Source organism: Marinomonas gallaica (assembly GCF_049821165.1).
Classification (GTDB): domain Bacteria; phylum Pseudomonadota; class Gammaproteobacteria; order Pseudomonadales; family Marinomonadaceae; genus Marinomonas; species Marinomonas gallaica.
In genome coordinates, this window is record NZ_CP187511.1 from 1,427,349 (window position 1) to 1,445,624 (window position 18,276).

The 18,276-nt window shown below is 44.6% G+C and carries 17 protein-coding genes; 9 read left to right on the forward strand and 8 right to left on the reverse strand.

Translation table 11 applies throughout. The features are described from left to right. Positions 1-5 precede the first annotated feature (5 nt). Positions 6-608, reverse strand: coding sequence for a LysE/ArgO family amino acid transporter (locus tag ACPUEK_RS06625; protein WP_425642736.1), 603 nt, complete (start codon positions 606-608; stop codon positions 6-8). Positions 609-703: 95 nt separating this feature from the next. Here ACPUEK_RS06625 and ACPUEK_RS06630 point away from each other — a divergent pair, with 95 nt between their 5' ends. After that, positions 704-1,588, forward strand: coding sequence for an ArgP/LysG family DNA-binding transcriptional regulator (locus tag ACPUEK_RS06630; protein ID WP_417504486.1), 885 nt, complete (start codon positions 704-706; stop codon positions 1,586-1,588). Between the two features lie 60 nt (positions 1,589-1,648). Next, positions 1,649-2,479 carry a UTP--glucose-1-phosphate uridylyltransferase GalU gene (gene galU / locus ACPUEK_RS06635; protein ID WP_067217326.1) on the forward strand — a complete coding sequence of 277 codons (831 nt, stop codon included), beginning with the start codon at positions 1,649-1,651 and terminating at the stop codon, positions 2,477-2,479. Between the two features lie 69 nt (positions 2,480-2,548). Here galU and ACPUEK_RS06640 read toward each other — a convergent pair whose 3' ends face one another. Then, positions 2,549-3,340, reverse strand: a complete 792-nt coding sequence (locus tag ACPUEK_RS06640; RefSeq protein WP_067030952.1) for an inositol monophosphatase family protein — start codon at positions 3,338-3,340, stop codon at positions 2,549-2,551. Between the two features lie 250 nt (positions 3,341-3,590). On the opposite strand from ACPUEK_RS06640, the gene ACPUEK_RS06645 reads away from it, so the two are divergent. After that, positions 3,591-4,319: an RNA methyltransferase gene (locus tag ACPUEK_RS06645; protein ID WP_067030950.1), complete on the forward strand. Its 729-nt coding sequence runs from the start codon at positions 3,591-3,593 to the stop codon at positions 4,317-4,319. Between the two features lie 98 nt (positions 4,320-4,417). On the opposite strand, the gene gndA is transcribed toward ACPUEK_RS06645, so the two are convergent. Next, positions 4,418-5,944: an NADP-dependent phosphogluconate dehydrogenase gene (gene gndA, locus ACPUEK_RS06650; protein WP_425642737.1), complete on the reverse strand. Its 1,527-nt coding sequence runs from the start codon at positions 5,942-5,944 to the stop codon at positions 4,418-4,420. 495 nt (positions 5,945-6,439) lie between these two features. On the opposite strand from gndA, the gene ACPUEK_RS06655 reads away from it, so the two are divergent. The 4 genes from ACPUEK_RS06655 to ACPUEK_RS06670 all read left to right on the forward strand — a co-directional run bounded on the left by ACPUEK_RS06655 (position 6,440) and on the right by ACPUEK_RS06670 (position 10,211). Then, complete coding sequence (locus ACPUEK_RS06655; RefSeq protein WP_425642738.1) at positions 6,440-7,993, forward strand: phosphoenolpyruvate carboxykinase; 1,554 nt, start codon at positions 6,440-6,442, stop codon at positions 7,991-7,993. 112 nt (positions 7,994-8,105) lie between these two features. Continuing rightward, positions 8,106-8,876: a TatD family hydrolase gene (locus tag ACPUEK_RS06660; RefSeq protein WP_425642739.1), complete on the forward strand. Its 771-nt coding sequence runs from the start codon at positions 8,106-8,108 to the stop codon at positions 8,874-8,876. Between the two features lie 4 nt (positions 8,877-8,880). After that, positions 8,881-9,771 carry a sugar nucleotide-binding protein gene (locus ACPUEK_RS06665; RefSeq protein WP_425642740.1) on the forward strand — a complete coding sequence of 297 codons (891 nt, stop codon included), beginning with the start codon at positions 8,881-8,883 and terminating at the stop codon, positions 9,769-9,771. Between the two features lie 35 nt (positions 9,772-9,806). Then, positions 9,807-10,211, forward strand: a complete 405-nt coding sequence (locus ACPUEK_RS06670; protein WP_083202956.1) for a hypothetical protein — start codon at positions 9,807-9,809, stop codon at positions 10,209-10,211. Positions 10,212-10,240: 29 nt separating this feature from the next. Here ACPUEK_RS06670 and ACPUEK_RS06675 read toward each other — a convergent pair whose 3' ends face one another. Beyond that, positions 10,241-11,089 carry a hypothetical protein gene (locus ACPUEK_RS06675; RefSeq protein ID WP_425642741.1) on the reverse strand — a complete coding sequence of 283 codons (849 nt, stop codon included), beginning with the start codon at positions 11,087-11,089 and terminating at the stop codon, positions 10,241-10,243. A 12-nt stretch (positions 11,090-11,101) separates the two neighbouring features. After that, positions 11,102-11,644 (reverse strand): YceI family protein, encoded by a 543-nt coding sequence (locus ACPUEK_RS06680; protein ID WP_425642742.1) that lies wholly within the window; start codon positions 11,642-11,644, stop codon positions 11,102-11,104. 146 nt (positions 11,645-11,790) lie between these two features. Between ACPUEK_RS06680 and ACPUEK_RS06685 the strand changes: the two genes are divergently transcribed. After that, a complete protein-coding gene (locus tag ACPUEK_RS06685) occupies positions 11,791-12,681 on the forward strand; it encodes a LysR substrate-binding domain-containing protein (protein WP_425642743.1) in 891 nt (296 codons plus the stop codon). 20 nt (positions 12,682-12,701) lie between these two features. Here ACPUEK_RS06685 and ACPUEK_RS06690 read toward each other — a convergent pair whose 3' ends face one another. The 3 genes from ACPUEK_RS06690 to ACPUEK_RS06700 form a co-directional block, all read right to left on the reverse strand. Then, the gene (locus ACPUEK_RS06690) at positions 12,702-14,618 is read right to left on the reverse strand and encodes a beta-ketoacyl synthase (protein WP_067030926.1); all 1,917 of its coding nucleotides are present in this window, start codon (positions 14,616-14,618) and stop codon (positions 12,702-12,704) included. Between the two features lie 152 nt (positions 14,619-14,770). Then, a complete protein-coding gene (locus ACPUEK_RS06695; RefSeq protein ID WP_067217353.1) occupies positions 14,771-15,676 on the reverse strand; it encodes a glucosaminidase domain-containing protein in 906 nt (301 codons plus the stop codon). 172 nt (positions 15,677-15,848) lie between these two features. Continuing rightward, entirely contained in the window at positions 15,849-16,829 is a 981-nt protein-coding gene (locus tag ACPUEK_RS06700; protein ID WP_425642744.1) for a glutathione S-transferase family protein, read from the reverse strand. Between the two features lie 103 nt (positions 16,830-16,932). Here ACPUEK_RS06700 and ACPUEK_RS06705 point away from each other — a divergent pair, with 103 nt between their 5' ends. Further along, complete coding sequence (locus tag ACPUEK_RS06705) at positions 16,933-18,066, forward strand: GGDEF domain-containing protein (RefSeq protein ID WP_425642745.1); 1,134 nt, start codon at positions 16,933-16,935, stop codon at positions 18,064-18,066. The last annotated feature ends 210 nt before the right edge of the window (positions 18,067-18,276 follow it).

Here is an 18,276-nt window from a genome sequence, read left to right on the forward strand (position 1 = left end):
AATCTTTAGATTGTCGCAATTTGAAACGCGATGACAATCATAATGAGGGCGTTGAGACGGTTGAACCAACGCCAAAACTCGATATTGCCTACCCAGCGAGTCATGCTGCGGCCGATCAATGTAAGCCCGAAGAACCAGATGATGGAAGCGCAGATCCCCCCGGCGATAAAATTCCACTGAGAATTTTGCCATGCGAGTGACAAGCTCCCCATTAGTACCATGGTGTCTAGATAAAAATGTGGATTAAGCCATGTTACAGCAAGCCCCATGAGTAAAACTGTTTTCAGCGGCGCTAGTTGTCTTGATTGCGATAATATAATGCTCTCGTCATGCCGGCTTGCTTGCCATTTGGTGTATGCGTACCACAGCAGAAAAGCCACTCCCGCCCATTTTGAAGCTGTCAGTATCCATGGTTGGCTTTGTACCAAATAACCAAACCCAAACGCTCCTAAACTCATGGACAGAGCATCGCTAATAATAAAGATGCTAGCCATTAGCCAGCCATAGTGTCGTTTAATAGCTTGTTCAAATAGGAACGCATTTTGGGCCCCTACCGCAATAATCAAACTTCCACCTGTAAGTAAACCAGTTGTAAAGCTAATGAACATTGTATGTCTTCACTGTTAATCAAATTGAATTAAAGTGTATGATGAATAATATGTTTAGTTGAGTTAATTAAACTTTATCTGGATTAATTATTTTAATGTTGGATTATCAAGCAGCATACTGCTTCTATCAAGTCGCTAAATTGCAGAGTTTTGAAGCGGCAGCACAGGCTTTATCCTTGACTCAATCCGCGGTATCGCAAAAGGTTAAGCGATTGGAGCACTCTTTTGGTGCGCCACTGTTGATTCGTGAGCGACCTATACGGTTGACGAGTCTTGGTGAGCATTTGGTAACACACATTCAAAAGGTACTGTTACTTGAGGATGGGTTATTAGAGTTGTTTCATGGATCGGGCAGTGAAGAGCCTCTGTCTATCGCGGTAAATAATGATGTGCTAGCCACTTGGTTTGTTGACGTATTGAGCCAGTTCTCTGATGTCGATTCTACGATTCTGCAGGTGAAATCTCAGGATCAATCTAAGACGCGAGAGCTATTGCAGCGTGGAGACGTCATGGCCTGTGTTTGTGACGTCGGCGCCCCTGTGAGCGGTGGACGGTCAGTGTCTTTGGGAAATATGACGTATGAACTAGTGGCGACGCCAGAGTTTGTGAACAAGCACTTCCCTAACGGAATAGACGAAACGGCCGTGACTAAGTTGCCATCGTTGATTTATGATGAGCACGACATCGCGCTTTGGCGTCGTTATCAGCAGGAATGCTTGTGGATTGAAGCGGATACGAGAAAGAGTCATTGGTACCCTTCGTCCCACGGTTTTGTTGCGTTAGTGAAGTCTGGCACAGTCTGTGCTTTGATACCTAGTGTACAAATTAAAGAGGAGCTTTCGAGTGGCCAGCTTATTTCTCTTTTTCCTAACCAACGACTAGAAGTGCCGTTATTTTGGCATTGGTATGAGTTAGGTAATCCTGTGTTAGAGCGTTTAACAAAGGTTGTTCAAAGTGTCACTCGAACAGTATTACTTTAATGAGGTTAGCCAAGTGGTTTGATTTCGGCTGCCTACCTGTTTGTTATATAAGGACTAATTATGATTCGTAAATGTTTGTTTCCAGTTGCAGGCTATGGCACACGCTTCTTACCAGCAACTAAATCGATGCCAAAGGAGATGCTACCGATCGTCAATAAGCCACTTGTGCAGTATGGCGTAGAAGAAGCGGTAGAAGCTGGATTGGAAAACATTACGTTTGTCACAGGCCGTGGTAAGCGTGCGATTGCCGATCATTTTGACATCAGCTATGAGGTTGAGCATCAAATTGCAGGGACGGCAAAAGAGGAATACTTAACGGGGATTAGGCATTTAATCGACACAGTAAACTTTTCTTTTATTCGTCAGCATGAGATGAAAGGCTTGGGTCATGCGATCCTTACCGGAGAGTCGTTAGTTGGTGACGAGGCTTTTGGTGTCGTGTTGGCGGATGACTTATGTTTTGGCGGCGAATACGACGGCGTGATGGCGCAAATGGTTAAGCTGCATAAGCAGTTCCGTTGCTCAATCGTTGCCATTCAAGAAGTGCCAGAAGACGAGGTACACAAGTATGGTGTGATTGCTGGTGAATCGATGAGCGAAGGCTTATTTCGCGTGACAGACATGGTGGAAAAGCCAAGCAAAGAAGAAGCGCCATCGAATTTAGCGATTATTGGTCGCTATATTTTAACACCGGATATCTTTGATAAGATTCGAGAAACACCACCGGGTGCAAACGGAGAAGTGCAAATAACGGATGCGATTTTACGCCAAGCTCAAGAAGGCTGTGTTTTAGCGTATAAATTCAAAGGTCGTCGTTTTGACTGTGGTAGTGTCGATGGCTTCGTGGAAGCGACTAATTACTGCTACGAAAATATCTATAAAGCGAAATAAACTGCGTTTATTTTACCTATAAAAAAGCCAGCTCATTGAGCTGGCTTTTTAGTGACCAAACGGCGGTGGTTACGAGCCTAGCTGCTTGTTCAGTGTTGGCAGTAGGTATTTGAATAGGCGTGGGTTAGCACACAATACGTGACCAGATTCATAGCTTGGAGAACCGTCAAAACCTGCGAATAGACAGCCTGCTTCTTTAGCGATAAACAGTGGTGCTTGTACTTCCCAGTCACGTAGATCAAGTCCCCAAGCGGCGTCTAAGCGACCTGCCGCTACGTTTGCTAGCATTAATGCAGGGCAGTCTTGCATAACAACACGCGCGCCTTTGCCAGCCATTTCTTCAAGTACTTTGAATTGGCCAGCAGCAAAAGCAATAGTGGTTTCTGTGCTAGGGAATTGAGTGCCAAGCGTTGTGTTTTCAAGGGAACGTGAAACGCCTGTACGCATACGAGAATTGTTTAGGTAAGCACCACGGCCTTTACTCGCGTAGAACTCGTCACGCGTAGAAGGATTGATTAGCAGTGCATGCTCAACTTTACCCGCAACTAGGTAACTAACTGTCATTGCAAAGCCTGAAAGGCTACGTGTGAACAAGTGCTGACCTTGAATTGCATCAATGACCCACTCACCTTCTTTACCTTCTTGCACTGTGCCTTGAAGGCGTGTGCTGATCGTGTCTTCAGGGTAAGCTTTTGCTAAATGATGGATGATGGTTTTTTCAGCGCCAGTACAGACATTGCTGTACACTTCTGTCGCGTTTGAGCCTTGTTCTTTATCGAACAATAGCTTTTCTTGCGCGTGGATGATGAAGTCTGCGGCAGCGCGAGCCGCTTTAAGAGCGACATTAATTCGTGGTTGCATGGGATACCAATGATTGAATCAATAGGGCAGCAACTGTCTTTTGGACAGTTCGTTGCGGTTAAAGTTTTAAAGAGCGTGAACGATGCTAAATACTGTTCGTGCAGCGTTTCTGTGGGCGCGAATTCTAGCCCAATTGCCCGCACTAATCTAGTTAAATAATGGTTAAATTCTGTTCAAATGCTGGGTTGTGGTGAATTCTCTGATACCATTAAAGCCTTATTGCTCCACTGACCATTGGTATAACTTAGATATGCAGCAAAACATTAAAATTGTTCTCGTGAACACTTCTCACCCCGGTAATATTGGTGGCGCGGCGCGCGCAATGAAAAATATGGGACTCAGCGAATTAGTCTTAGTGGAACCTAAGTTGTTTCCCCATGATGAAGCGTTTAGCCGAGCGTCGGGCGCGTCTGATATTTTAGATAACGCCAAGGTTGTTGCCACTTTAGAAGAAGCGTTAGCGGACAGTCAGTTAGTCATTGGTACGAGCGCTCGTGAACGTCATATTCCGGTAACGTTGGTGGATCCTCGTCAAGCGGCGGAGTTGGTCTACGGCGATACGTTAAAAACAGCGTTTGTTTTTGGTCGAGAAGACCGCGGCTTGACGAATGAAGAGCTGCAGCGTTGTCACTACCATGTCCATATCCCTTCGGTAGAAGAATTTAGCTCTCTTAATTTAGGTGCCGCGGTTCAGGTGATAGCCTATGAACTTCGTATGAAAGCACTAAGCTTACAAGGTGGACCGATCGTTGAAAGCAAGTGGGATGTGCCAGCAGCGACTTCAGAGCAGTTAGACCATATGCTAACGCATTTAGAAAAAGTGCTGGGGGATATCGAGTTTTTAGACCCCAAAGCCCCGCGACAAGTTATGACACGATTCCGACGCTTATATCAACGATCGCAGCTTGATCAGCAAGAAGTGGGCATGCTGCGCGGCATGCTAACCGCAGTTGAAAAGCAGGGCGCTAAAAGCGAGTAATCGTTTATAGCATAATTTTTTAAGATTGGCTTAGAGTGACTAAAAAGCCCGTTTAGTTTTCACTAAGCGGGCTTTTTGTTTATAGGTTGTGTATTTGCTTACTTAACTTTGGTCTCTGGGCGGCCTTCTTGCTGCCAATGAGTATGGAATTTCTCACCAGGGGCGGCGTCAATGCGCTCGTAAGTGTGAGCACCAAAGTAGTCGCGTTGTGCTTGCAGTAAGTTGGCTGGTAACACTTCTGAGCGGTAACCATCAAAGTACGCTAATGCAGAGTAGAACGAAGGCGTCGGAATGCCGGATTGAGCAGCCAGTACAACGGCATCACGTAATCCTTTTTGCTTTTCTGCCATCGCATCTGCGAAATAGTCATCTAGCAATAAGTTTTCTAGGTCGTGGTTCTTATCAAACGCGTCGGCAATCTTTTGTAGGAAAGATGCACGGATGATACAGCCGCCACGCCAGATCTTGGCGATACCGGTGAAGTTGAGTGTCCAGTCGTATTCTGTTTGTGCTGCACGCATGATTTGGAAACCCTGCGCATAAGCACAGATTTTCGCGCAGTACAGAGCATTTTCAATCGCATCTTCAACAGCTTCAGCGTCAATCTCAGACGTTTCGACATCGGCAATTAAGAAGCCCGCTGCTTTTTCACGTTCAGCAGTTAGTGTGCTTAACGCTCGCGCATACACTGATTCGCTAATAATGCCGGCAGGAACGCCCATTTGCGTAGCGCTAATCGATGTCCAGCGACCTGTACCTTTTTGACCGGCACTGTCTAGGATCATATCGACAAGCGGTGCGCCTGTTTTGTCATCATACTGTTGCAAAATATCGGCAGAAATTTCGACAAGGTAGCTATTAAGAATGCCTTGGTTCCATTTCTCAAACAGTTTACCGATTTCAGCAGGCTCATAGCCTAAAAGTGAGCGTAGCAAATGGTACGCTTCACAAATAAGCTGCATATCAGCATATTCGATACCGTTGTGAACCATTTTTACGAAGTGGCCAGCACCATTTGGGCCGAGATAAGCGGTACATGGCTCGCCTTCTTTGACTGGCTGACCTGGTGTGCGTGATTCAATTGGCTTACCGTTCTCGTCAACTTTAGCTGCAACGGCTTCCCACATTGGTTGTAGGTATTTCCATGAGTCCGCATCGCCACCTGGCATTAGAGAAGGGCCAAATCGAGCGCCTACTTCCCCACCGGATACCGCTGTGCCAAAGAATTTGAATTGGTCTTTATAGTCGCTTTCTCGACGAATGGTGTCAGTCCATTGGCTGTTGCCACAATCGACAACGATGTCTTCAGGGTTAAGACCTGCTTCAATTAAACTTTGACAAACGGCGTCAACAGGATCACCTGCAGGGACTAAAACCACGATCACGCGTGGGCTGACCAGCATGTCGAGCATTTGCTTAATGTTGTCACAACCAATGATTCTCGCTTCATCGACGGAGCTCGGACGTTCTTTTGCTTCAGTGTCTAAAACGTCTTTCACTTTATCTGTGTCGAGATCAAAACCCGCAACGCGATAACCGTGGTCGGCCAGATTTAGGGCTAAGTTTTTGCCCATGACTCCTAGGCCAACGAATCCGATGTTGCAGCTCTGATTCACGTTTTGCATAGCTTTAGGTCTACCTTTGTTTCGAACGGGGAAGGTTAGAAAGAATCCTACCATGAACTGGGGCTATCAAGCCGATTTACGGGCAGGTTAAAAGTTGAATTATTGTGGAAGTTAATAATTCTGGCGGGCATTTTAGTCGAGAATACGTGCAATTTCGAGCAATAATGACGAAATAGTGGTTAGTACAAAAAAGCGGCAAGAGCTACTGGGTTATAGTTTCCGGCTATAGTGTCTCGTAATAAAAGAACATTAGTGTATTTTTTTTTCATAAATATAGGATTGTTACAGTTTAAAAAATACTCGAAATTCAGATTTTTCTTGATTTAAACCTTATTAATCAGTGGCTTGGTAAGGTTGGAGTGCTTGTCAGTGTGAAATAAAATAACACTTTGTTATATCAATATTTTTTTTTAGATTCATTTGTTACTATAGATTTACCCCAAATAATAATTTTAAAACATAATGTAACCGTTTTGTTCAGAGGACTATAGCAACATGAACAACAGAACTGACGACCAAATAATTCTGCGTAATTTGAATACCGCACAGCTTGTTGAAAATGCGCTTGCGGATGGTGAAGGTGTTCTGGCAGATACCGGTGCTCTAGTAGTAGAGACCGGTGCGCGTACCGGTCGTTCTCCGATGGATCGCTTCATCGTAGAGGAAGACACGACTAAAGGCACTATTCACTGGGGGCCGGTTAACCGCCCATTTCCTGAAGATAAATTTGCGCCATTGTGGAACCGCGTTGAGGCGTATTTAGACGCTAAAAAATCATACCTATCTGATGTTCATGTTGGAGCGGGGGATGATTATTACATCCCTGTTCAAATGCGCACTGAAACCGCTTGGCAGCATCTATTTGGTCGTAACCTGTTTATTAATCCTGAATCTTACAATCCATCCAATAAGGGTGAATGGCAAGTTTTGAACGTGCCAACGTTCGAGTGTCAGCCAGAGCGCGATGGCACGAATTCCGATGGTTGTGTCATTCTTAACTTCAAAGAGCGTAAAGTTCTAATTGCTGGTATGCGTTACGCCGGTGAAATGAAGAAAGCGATGTTCTCTGTACAGAATTATCTGTTGCCAGCACACGACGTACTGCCAATGCATTGTGCGGCGAACGTTGGCTCTGATGGTGATGTCACATTGTTCTTCGGTTTGTCTGGTACAGGTAAAACGACATTGTCTGCTGATGAATCACGTTTCCTTATTGGTGATGATGAGCATGGCTGGGGCGAAGGTACGGTTTTCAATATTGAAGGTGGTTGTTACGCGAAAACAATCGATCTTTCTGAGAAGAACGAACCCGTTATCTGGAAAGCGATTAAGTTTGGAACGATTCTAGAAAACGTTGTGATGAATGAGTCTCGTGAGGCAGATTATACGGATACCTCACTTACTCAAAATGGCCGTGCTGGTTACCCGCTGACAAGTGTTGATAAGCGCTCTGAGCATAATCGTGCAGGCGAGCCGAATGCGGTGATCTTCCTAACGTGTGATTTAACGGGTGTACTACCTCCAGTGTCAGTATTGAGCAAGCAAGCGGCGGCTTACCACTTTTTAAGTGGTTATACAGCGTTAGTAGGTTCAACAGAAATGGGCGCGGGCAGTGGTATCAAGTCAACGTTCTCGACGTGTTTTGGTGCGCCATTCTTCCCTCGTTCCGCAGATGTTTACGCGGACCTTTTGATGAAGCGTATTGAGCAATTCGGCAGTAAAGTTTACTTGGTAAATACTGGTTGGACTGGCGGTGCACACGGTAAAGGCGGTAAGCGTTTCAGTATTCCTACGACTCGTGCTGTGATTGCAGCTATCCAGTCAGGTGCTTTAGCCGATGTGGAAACAGTGCATCTGGATCAGTTGAACGTCGACATTCCAACCCATGTTGAAGGTGTTGATTCTGTATTGCTGAACCCTCGTGATACTTGGGAAGATAAAGCCGCTTATGATGAGCATGCCAAAGGCCTTATCTCTCAGTTTGTAGAAAACTTTAAGAAGTTTGAAACGGTATCAGAAGAGATCATTAACGCAGGTCCAAAACTGTAAAATCTCATCTTACTTTAGCTTTACGAAAAGGCCGCGCAATTTGCGCGGCTTTTTTACAATCCTACTGCTCTTCCTGCTAGAGACTTGTGACCGGTTCATGTAATCTTTGTGCATGTTGATCGATACACATTGCCACCTTGATTTTTCTGTTTTTAAGGATTTGTCTGCGCTGTTAGTGGCCAGTCGATCCGTCGGCGTCGCTCATTTTATAGTACCGAGTACTACGGCTGAATCATGGCCTGGTGTTGTAGCGTTACAAAAACAGCATTCTGAAATTAGCGTGGCATTGGGTTTACACCCTTATTTTTTAGACAGTTTTAAACATCATCATTTAGAGCAGCTTGAAGCGGCTTTATTGACCAATGATGTGGTGGCTGTGGGTGAAATTGGTTTAGATAAATGGCCTAGAATGCCGGATTATGAGTTACAGCAAGAAGTGTTGTTAGCTCAGCTTAAGATAGCCCAGAAGCATCATCTCCCTGTTATTTTGCATGCTCGAAAAAGTGAAGATGATCTATTAAAAGTGATACGCCAGGCTCGATTTAGTCGAGGAGGCATTGTACATGCTTTTAATGGTAGCTTAGAGCAAGCCAAGCGATTTAAAAAGCTGGGTTTTGTACTGGGTATTGGTGGGACAGTAACCTATCCAAGAGCTAAGAAAGCTCAGAGGGTTCTGCAAGCGTTAGCAGATGAAGATTTCGTGTTGGAGACCGACTCTCCAGATATGCCTGTTAGTGGCTATCAAGGGCAAGTGAATACACCGCTGAGGGTCGTGGATATCGCGCGAGTCGTTGCTGATCTGCGTCAGCAAAGTGTGGCTGATGTTGCTCGCTATACCAGTGCAAACCTACAACGAGTTTTGCCAAATTGGCATAAGGTATAACAAATTGACAACTCCAGAGAATATTAATGCGCCCATGCGTGTGGTGTTGCTTGGTAGCGATACAGAGCTAGGCCGAGCGATTCGTGAATACTATGATAATGATTTCGACTTTGATTGGTTAGAGATACCTTGTCATGAGGTGATCAGTCGATTGTCTTCTTCTAGTGTATTGGATGACAAGTTCTGTGACGCCATCATTGACGCCTATTCATTACGCAGTGCATCACAGAACGATTACGATGAATATTTAGAGCGGCTGGATATGTTGCTTGGTAATGAGTCTTGCCCTTTGTTTTACATGTTAAGTGGCGTTCAGGTGTTCTTGGGAGAGAAAGAGTCATCTTATTTAGAAACGGATGAGCCTGATGCGCGCAGTCGTTTTGCAAAGAGATTGATGGCCGCTGAACAAAAAGTGTTAACGTCAGAGCGTCATATCATTATACGGACGGGGTGGCTCTTTAGCGGCGCTCAAGATGACTTTATTGCAAATACGATCAATTTAGTACGCTCCGGTGCCCCTATCGAGTTCCATGATACTGCGATTGGTTGTCCAACACCTGTGTCGGATGTCGCGCGAGTGCTGCTTTCAGTCGTCAAGCAGCGTCATTATGGAGCTCTGAATACAGGTGTGTATCACTATTGCTGTTCTGAAGAAATCAGCTGGATGGGCTTAGTTGAAGCAGTTCTGACAACCGCGAGCCAGTTTGATGATACCGCCCATTCAGCACTTGAAAATATGGGGGACACGGCAAGTGCTTTAGAGATGGCGACGGATATTAAGCGTCAATCATTGTCGTGTCGTAAAATTTTTGGTCATTACGGTATAAAGCAGCGCTCTTGGCGTCCAGTGCTAAGAGCATTAATCAAAGAACTTCACCGTTTTCCATCAGCTTGATGGAGTAGGTTTAGAAAGATCGGGGCGCGTATATAGTGAACTTCAAGGCAATTTTGTTAGTGTACGTTCTGCAGTTGTTGGTGGGCGCAATATGGTATTCAGCTGCACCAGCAAATATTACGCAGCAGATCGAGGGCAGTGCGCTGGGAGGCATATCTACAGAAACCGTGATCGGTTTTTGTGTTGCACTGTTTTTTTATACTTGTTTTAGCGCGTGGTTATTGGCTAAAACAAATCTACGTTCCAGCTTTGAGAGATTGGTTTTAACGATCAGTAGCTGGTTATTTATCGTGTTACCTAACGTCTTTTTTGTCGGGATGTTTGTCGACTTCACTCATATGAGTGTGGGTTATCTGATGTCATTTGGTTTTATTAGTTGCTTGATCGCAGCCTTTATTTTGTCGTTTTGGCGTTCAAACCGTTCTATTTTTAAAGGCTAAAGGAAAAGAAATAGAGTGAAAAAAGTAGCCTAATATAGGCTACTTTCAGGCCAAATTGACCAAAGTGACAGGCCAGCAATAGCGACGCTGATCACAGTTTGCGGAATAATAGATAGGACAGTCGACCATACTGAGCCGTCTTCTTTTATTAGTAAGTTACTGAGTATGTTGGTTAATAAAGCAAAATAGGCAATCAACATCGTCCACAGTGGCAAGTCAGCTAAGACATGAGCTTGAGCTAATAAGCCTGACAAAATGAACGAGCCAAGCAGTAATCCCGGTAAGCTAGACTGCTTAACGATAAACTTCTGAATCAGTACATAGCCCACTACACTGGCCGCAAAGCCTCCTACCAGCTGACCAATCAATAGGCTGCCACCAATCGAAACAACTGGTGCCGTTGTGCCTGCAATGATAGCAAGAGACGTCATGGCGGCATGAGAATGTTTTGCGTCAGACGTGTGCTTTTGCAGTCCGAATACAAACAGCACAAGCAGCGCGCTGATAGCGGCCCAAGCGAAGCTTAATAGTTGACCTTGATGCTTTAATACGGGGTTTAACAAACAGTAAAAACTGACAAACAAGGCAACAAAAGTGATGCTGTTTCGGGCTTTGAAGCCGATCTTCGCTTGGCGAAAGTAGCTAATCAATAAGCCTAATAATACGCTGATTGTTAGGAAGTCCAATGCTTTACTCGGTGGGAGATTTAAGCCTGAATGAATCAGGCTTAATGCAACGAGAAAGCCAGCAGCTAAGCCTAAAAGGCTAAGGTGTCTGCTGAATTTGCCAAGTAACGTAATGACTGCGGCCACCAGAAATGGGTATACCGCAGTATTGAGCAGCATGAGTAGGTTTGAGTTACTCGCTTCCTCGTACATAGTAACTCCTAATTACTGACGAATGCCTTCGATGAAGATGTCTAATTCTGTTTCATCTGTTACACCTGGGATGAAATACGATACGCCAAATTCACTGCGTTTTAGGGTTGTGCTTGCTTCGAAGCCTGCACGGTAGCCACCCCATGGGTCATCACCTTCGCCAATTTTTTCAACTTCAAATGTTACTGGTTTAGTGACACCGTGAAGTGTTAGATCGCCTTTAAGTTCTTCACCATCAAATGACGTACTTTTAAAGGTGATGGTTGGGAACTGCTTAACGTCCAAAAAGTCAGGGCTACGTAGGTGTTTGTCACGTGCTGCATGGTTTGTATCAACACTGGCTGCTTGAATGGTGAATTCTGAGCTGCCTGATTTGCCGTTATCCGCTAGTGTAAATGTACCTTCGAACTCATTAAAACGGCCAACGGTGGTGCTCACACCTAAATGGCCTACTTCAAATGTTACGAAAGAATGAGCTGGGTCGACTTGATAGTCTGTCGCCAATGCACTAGTTGAAACAAGTACGGCTGCTGACGTAAGTAGTAAAGCTTTCATTGATGCCTCCAAAAAAAGGGTCTGCGATTAATAATGGCTCTTAGTATAATCATGTTCTAGGAATACATAATTACATGTAAAAACAATTCACTGTTTCATAAAACGGAATAATTCATCTGGAACTTTTTGTCATAGGAGGAAGTTAAATGGATAAGTTACAAGCGATGAAAGTCTATTGCCGCGTGTATGAGGCGGAAAGTTTTAAACTGGCGAGTGAGTCGCTAGACATTTCACGCCCAATGGTGACTCGCTACATTAATGCTCTTGAAGAAGATTTGGGGGCAAAACTCCTGCATCGTAATACTCGAAACATCAGTGTTACTCATGCTGGTAAGCTCTATTATCAGCACTGCGTCACCATATTAGAAGCGATCGAAGAGGCAGAAGGGGAGTTGGGGGATTTATCCCATAAGCCAAAAGGGCACCTTAGAATCAGTGTTCCGATGGATTTTGGGTTAACGCATATGGTGCCCATACTCAGTGAATTTTCGGCTTTGTATCCAGAGATAACGCTCGAGGTAGATTTCAATGATAAGCGTGTTGATCTAACGGAGTCGGGGATTGATTTAGCTGTGCGAGGAGGGGACTTAGGAGGAGATCATTTCATTGCACGTCCTTTGTGTACGTTACGTGGTTATGTGTGTGCATCGCCAGAGTATATTGAGCGGAATGGCGCGCCAGAGCATCCAGCGGATTTAAAGACGCATAATTGTTTACAGTACACTAATGCGCCAAATTCAGGGCGCTGGTATTTTAAGAACCATCATGAAGAGTTTGATTTGCCTATCAGAGGGTCGATAATGGCAAATAATGGTGGTGCATTAACGCGTTTAGCTGTGGCCGGTACCGGGATAATTATTCAACCGGGCTTCTTAGTGGATAAATACATTGAAAGTGGACAGCTTGTCCCGTTGTTAACGCAGTACGAAACCTACTCGGGGCAGTTTTATGCGGTCTTTGCGGGGCGTAAACTGTTACCCAAAAAAGTGCGTTTGTTGATTGATTTTCTAGTCGAAAAACTGCAATCCCCTACGTAAGGGATTGCAGTAAAAGCACGCTAAACGAGGTCGTCAAATTCGTTTGGAATGTTTAAATCTACAGGCATATGGTAGCCCGGTAGATTGATTTCTTTATCAGTGATATCCAGTTCTTCGCCGCCTAAAACATTGAAACCAAAGCGATAAATAGGCTCAACTTCACCACGGATCATGGCGTCATTATAAGCATTGGCGGCCTCTTTGATATCAGCATTTTTCTCTAGGTAAGCAGCAATTTGCTCGCTAGAGTAGCGCTTCGACAGCATTTCCATCACTTTATGGGGGGCAAGTAAGACGGCTGTGGCGTTATTTCCGCCGAATCCCTTAGAGTTTAATAGCGCAGCATCAAAGTGCTCTTTCCCATACTCTTCATGTTTCAGCTGGAATTTTAAGCCGCCAGTATAAACATCGTCAGCGACGGCATTTGATGTCACGATGCCAGGTAAAATACCGTGCTGCCATACACCTAACGAAAGGTGAAGTTGGTCGCCGCCAGCTGTGCCTTGAGAATGGCCTAAATAGGCTTTCATTGCGGTTACAGGCATGGCTGTTGCACCAAAGCTTGTGGCGGCTTTGCTTAGAACATGCGATTCAGTCACTCGGTTTTGAGGTGTGCTGGTACCATGCGCTTGAATGAAAGTACGATCCGTAAGACCTTCCGAGCCAATGATGTTTTTTAGATACGCCATGGCTTTGCTCATGGTGAGATAATTACCGACACCCGGCGCAGAAATGGATTTTTTATAGCCGTCAGCATAGGCGTATACCGCAGGAATCGCACCATGTATAGTTGCGCCAATTTCTAGAGCGAGCTCGTCATCCATCAGCAGTGTCCATTGGCTGGATTCGCCGATGGTAAAGCCACAGTTTTGAGCGAATGGACGGCAACTGCGTGTATGGTCTGGTTCTTTCTGGTTTTCTAGTTGGTCCAAAGCAAGTAGAGCGGTGTCTTCTGCTAAGGCGCCCATGGTACGGAAACCTTCGATGATTTCTGGAGTGATTGGAGCATCACTGCCACCCACCATAGCAATACGTACTTTCCCGACTTTGATTTGCTCAATGGCACGTTCTAAGTTGAAGAAGTACGTTGCACAGGCACCGATCGATGTGCCGACATTACCAACGGAGCCTAAAATATAGGCATTAACAAAGTCCGCCGGCATTTGTGCGTAACCTAATGGCAAGTGCTTGGACGTAGTACGCTTACCCATAAGCGCGGATTTCAGCATACCACCAAAGCCTAAGTCATCCATTTGGCCGATCGAGTTTGCGGCATAAACAGCAATTTGATCCGGTGCGACTAAGTTGCGAACTTTATCCCAGTCTAAACCGCTGCTCAAAATAGCATCGGAAGCGCCGTAAACCGTCATCTGTAAACCACGAGGGTGATTTCGGCTCTGGTAAAGCTTGGACGGATCAAATCCTGTGGGTAATTGCCCAGCCGCTTTTACTGATAGAGATTTAGAATCCTTGATAAAGGTTTCTAAGGTGCCGTCAACCGTGATTTCACTGTGTGTTTTAGAAAGCTCTTTAACTTGCCAGTTCGCCGGTATGTTGTCGGGTAGGGAGCGAGTTTTAACACTAAAACTAAGCTTTTCTCCCTCAACAACGGCTGAGAGGGCAGAGCTTTTATGAACAGTAACGTTGTCTACGTCGAATAGGCTGGGGTGAATGCGACGAATAAGCGTGCGCGCCAGAATTTCTTCACCAAATGTGTCGATGAGAGTTTCTGCATCAAGGGCTTCACCATCATGCGTTAGCCAAGCCCCATTTTGATATTCAGCAATGTTAGTGATGGTTGCGAGGTCTAGTAAAACCTCCTGCTGAATGGTTTGGGGGAGTAGATCAAAAATGATTCGGCAATACGCCTGATGGAAGGATGTACGTCCAGCCGAATTGATTCCGCCAAAGCCAACAATAACAGGTAAACGGGCCAAAGGAATGTCCTCGATTTATAATTTTGGATATTAACGAGTGCTATTGTAAAGGATGGGGGTGTTTGACCGCCACCCTAGCGCAGGTGAAATTTCTTGTAAAACACTGTGCTTAAAGCAGAAAAAGAGTGTAAATCACTCTTTTCATCATTTATTTACTCGTTGTTATAGGTCGCAGAGTCGGTGTGAACGTTAAACCGCCATAGCTCGTTGTAGTCAATAAGACTTTCAATTTCGTCAATATAATCTTGGCCACGCTGAGAGTATTTCTCTAACCCATGAACCAGTGCTAGACCGGTAATAGTATTGCCGTTCTTGCGAAGTTGAGCACGGATGCTGCGTAATTCTTTATAAGCAGAATTACTGTTTAGATTGTCGATGTAAGCAAAGACAGATTCTCGTGCATCGCTAAATTTACGCACTTCATGATCTTTGTCTTCACCTCGAGCATTAGGGACTAAACCACAGCCGCGGGTAAAGCACCATTGGCCAAAATAGTTATTACCTTGTACAGCAAAACGAGAGGTTCCCCATGCCGATTCATTGGCGGCTTGAGCAAGAACTAACGAAGCAGGAATGACATCGACATAGCGCAGCATAATCGCAATATCTTGATGTGTATAAACACCTACTTTGCTAAGCTTATGTATCTTGCGTAGGGCCGCTAGCCAAGTTTTATCTTCACGAGTAGGCGGTTCTTCGTTCTCAAGAATGGCTTGAATACGAGCTCGATCTTGCAATAGCAATGTATTCTTCTCTTCAACGAAAGGTAATAAGTAGTCGAAGAATGCCGCTTTACGCTCTTGAATATCGCTCATGGCAGCAAAATTTGGTTTGTTACTATCAAGCGGGTGGCTTTGGAAATATTCTTCCTCTTCTTTGGTGACGGTGGCATCACGAGCACTCTTGCTCGGCTCTGCGGCTTCCTTTTCTTTTTTCGTTTGGACTTGTTTCGTGATCTCAGCCTTTGAATCAGACTGCTGTGTTTCTTGCGGTTCAATTTTGAACCACAGAATTAAGATCACGATACTCGAGATAACCCAAAGTAACTTACGTTCCATATCCAACCATCATTTTCTAGAGCGTTAATATAAAAAACGAGCAACAGTTTTCGCTGCTGCTCGTCTCTAGCGTTCAATATATGAGCAAGACATTATCTGAAAAAAACAAATAATTTAATAGTCAGTAGTTTGAATATTGTCAAAAAGTACTCAAGTTTCCCTAAATTTGTCCTTAAAGTTCAGACCGAAACAATAGCATTGGACCTGCGGGTACAACGCGAGTTGGGTTGATCGTGTCGTGACTGTAGTAGTAGTGTTGCTTAATATGCTCAAAATTAACGGTTTTCGATACTTCTTGAGTTTTATACAAACGTTCAAGGTAATCATTGAGGTTTGGGAAGTCGATGATACGTTTAAAATTACATTTGAAGTGCCCGTGATAGACGGGGTCAAAGCGAATTAATGTTGTAAAAAGGCGCCAATCCGCTTCGGTAACCGTATTTCCTGTGAGGTAACGATTGTTTTTAAGTCGACTTTCTAAAAACTCTAATGATTCAAATAATGGGTAAACGGCCTCTTCGTAAGCGGTTTGCGTGGTGGCGAAGCCTGATTTGTAGACGCCGTTATTGACCGTATCGTAGATACGAGCATTCAACTGATCGATGTCATTTCTAAGAGCTTCAGGGTAAAAATCTTGTTCATCTCCAGTTAGATGGTTAAATGCTGTATTAAACATACGGATGATGTCAGCGGACTCGTTTGAGACAATCGTGTGGTTTTTCTTATCCCATAAAATCGGGACTGTAACACGCCCCGAGTATTCGTTGTTAGCGTGGGTGTATAGTTGATAAGCATACTGGAATTCATGCAAAGGATCCCCCGCAGGAACTAGCGAGTCTTGGAAGCGAGCTTCACTTTTGAGCTCCCAACCATTTTCTAGCATGTGCGGGTGGACACAGCTGACACTGATATGAGACTCAAGCTGTTTCAGGTGACGAAAAATCAGAGTACGATGTGCCCAAGGACACGCAAGTGACACATATAAATGATAGCGGCCTGATTCAGCTGGAAAATGGCTGTCATCGTTTGCATCAAATGCTTCTGGAGCAACGATCCAGTTGCGAAATTGTGATTGTGAACGTACGAATTTACCTTGTGTTGCCTCGGTGTCGTACCATTGGTCATGCCATTTTCCGTCAATTAATAAACCCATAAAATTCTCTCATTGGTAGTTTTGTTTAATTATTAATGAAAATGTCCCACTTTCGGGGCAAGATATTGATTTAGTTTGATCGATAGGTTCGATAGGTTCGATAATGCCTCAAAGAACAGGTTCTCTGTTAATTCCTCTTTTCATTTTGTTGGCGGGTCTTTTTGCCAGTGTTTACACAACACAATTCCCTGCTTTGGCATTGGATCTGTTGCCATGGCTTCCTTATGTGCTTTCCGTTGTTATGGTGTTTATGGCATGGCATTTTAATCGCGGCAAAGTGTTGTTGGCTGGCGGATTGCTGCTATTGCCAACGTTTTATCCATACGTCTCGAATCATGATTTACCAAATAGCTTTACGACGATTGCAGCCATAGGATTAGGGCTTTTATTGTTACTTCGCGAACGTGGTTTTTTCAATCGTTATGGCTTTAATCGTATTTTGTTTTTAGGGATGCTGGTGGCTTGGAGTATGAGCTACGAGAAGGGCGTCATTAATTTTAATTTCTTAGCGGTTCTTGTTCCCGTTGTAAACATTACTTTGTCTTCTTTGCTTTGCTGGTTGATGATCGGACTCACGGTCATGACCAGTCTTATTTTTTGGTGGCGCCATGCGGATGGCTTTTCTACGGCGGTCTTGATCAGCTTGGTGTCACTGCTGTTGATTGAATGCATGTCTTTTACAGCCCATCAAGATGCCGCAGTACGCAGCGCGCAAATTTTAGTTTGGGTGTGGTTTGTGGTGTCGGAGAGTCATCGCATGGCTTATCGTGATGAATTAACACAACTACCGAGTCGTAGAGCATTGAATGAGGCAATGCTCGCTTTGCCAAGGCATTATGCGTTGGCCATGTTGGACGTTGATCATTTTAAAAAATTTAACGATTCCTATGGGCATGATAAAGGCGACGATGTGTTGAAGCAGGTTGCCAGAGTGATGCAACGATACTCTGGCTCAGCATCGGTTTATCGCTACGGTGGTGAAGAGTTTACATTGCTTTTTAAAGGTCGCGGAATTGAGCATGCTGAAGTGGTGCTTGAGCAAATTCGCGAAGAAATCCATCTACAGCGTCTGGATGTTTCTACTGAAACTAAACACAAAGAGGTGTCTGTATCGGTCAGTATGGGATTGGCATTTGTGAATACGGGTGAAGCGCCAAATGACGTATTGAAGCGAGCAGATCAAGCGTTGTATCAAGCTAAACGTAAAGGCCGTAATAAAGTAATTCTCGCTAGCTAATAAAACTGAACGATCGGTTAGGTTTTTTATTGCAGGGTCAAATGGTTTTGTGTATTCTGACCAAATATTCAAGTTTTGTTGTGTCTTGCGCAACAAGATCGGCTTGTCGAGGCTTACTCTGCAAACTGAGCCAACGTGGTACAACAGCACAAAGGGTGTCGCCTAGCACCTGACTGTTGTGAGGGGAACGGGGAGCTTTGCTCCCCTTTT

What these genes read in the sequence shown, in the direction of transcription:
- ACPUEK_RS06625 (WP_425642736.1), bottom strand. Translation starts at nt 608, where the DNA reads ATGTTCATTAGCTTTACAACTGGTTTACTTACAGGTGGAAGTTTGATT.
- ACPUEK_RS06685 (WP_425642743.1), top strand. Translation starts at nt 11,791, where the DNA reads ATGGATAAGTTACAAGCGATGAAAGTCTATTGCCGCGTGTATGAGGCG.
- gndA (WP_425642737.1), bottom strand. Translation starts at nt 5,944, where the DNA reads ATGCAAAACGTGAATCAGAGCTGCAACATCGGATTCGTTGGCCTAGGA.
- ACPUEK_RS06705 (WP_425642745.1), top strand. Translation starts at nt 16,933, where the DNA reads ATGCCTCAAAGAACAGGTTCTCTGTTAATTCCTCTTTTCATTTTGTTG.
- ACPUEK_RS06630 (WP_417504486.1), top strand. Translation starts at nt 704, where the DNA reads ATGTTGGATTATCAAGCAGCATACTGCTTCTATCAAGTCGCTAAATTG.
- ACPUEK_RS06655 (WP_425642738.1), top strand. Translation starts at nt 6,440, where the DNA reads ATGAACAACAGAACTGACGACCAAATAATTCTGCGTAATTTGAATACC.
- ACPUEK_RS06700 (WP_425642744.1), bottom strand. Translation starts at nt 16,829, where the DNA reads ATGGGTTTATTAATTGACGGAAAATGGCATGACCAATGGTACGACACC.
- ACPUEK_RS06675 (WP_425642741.1), bottom strand. Translation starts at nt 11,089, where the DNA reads ATGTACGAGGAAGCGAGTAACTCAAACCTACTCATGCTGCTCAATACT.
- ACPUEK_RS06695 (WP_067217353.1), bottom strand. Translation starts at nt 15,676, where the DNA reads ATGGAACGTAAGTTACTTTGGGTTATCTCGAGTATCGTGATCTTAATT.
- ACPUEK_RS06640 (WP_067030952.1), bottom strand. Translation starts at nt 3,340, where the DNA reads ATGCAACCACGAATTAATGTCGCTCTTAAAGCGGCTCGCGCTGCCGCA.
- ACPUEK_RS06660 (WP_425642739.1), top strand. Translation starts at nt 8,106, where the DNA reads ATGTTGATCGATACACATTGCCACCTTGATTTTTCTGTTTTTAAGGAT.
- ACPUEK_RS06645 (WP_067030950.1), top strand. Translation starts at nt 3,591, where the DNA reads ATGCAGCAAAACATTAAAATTGTTCTCGTGAACACTTCTCACCCCGGT.
- galU (WP_067217326.1), top strand. Translation starts at nt 1,649, where the DNA reads ATGATTCGTAAATGTTTGTTTCCAGTTGCAGGCTATGGCACACGCTTC.
- ACPUEK_RS06680 (WP_425642742.1), bottom strand. Translation starts at nt 11,644, where the DNA reads ATGAAAGCTTTACTACTTACGTCAGCAGCCGTACTTGTTTCAACTAGT.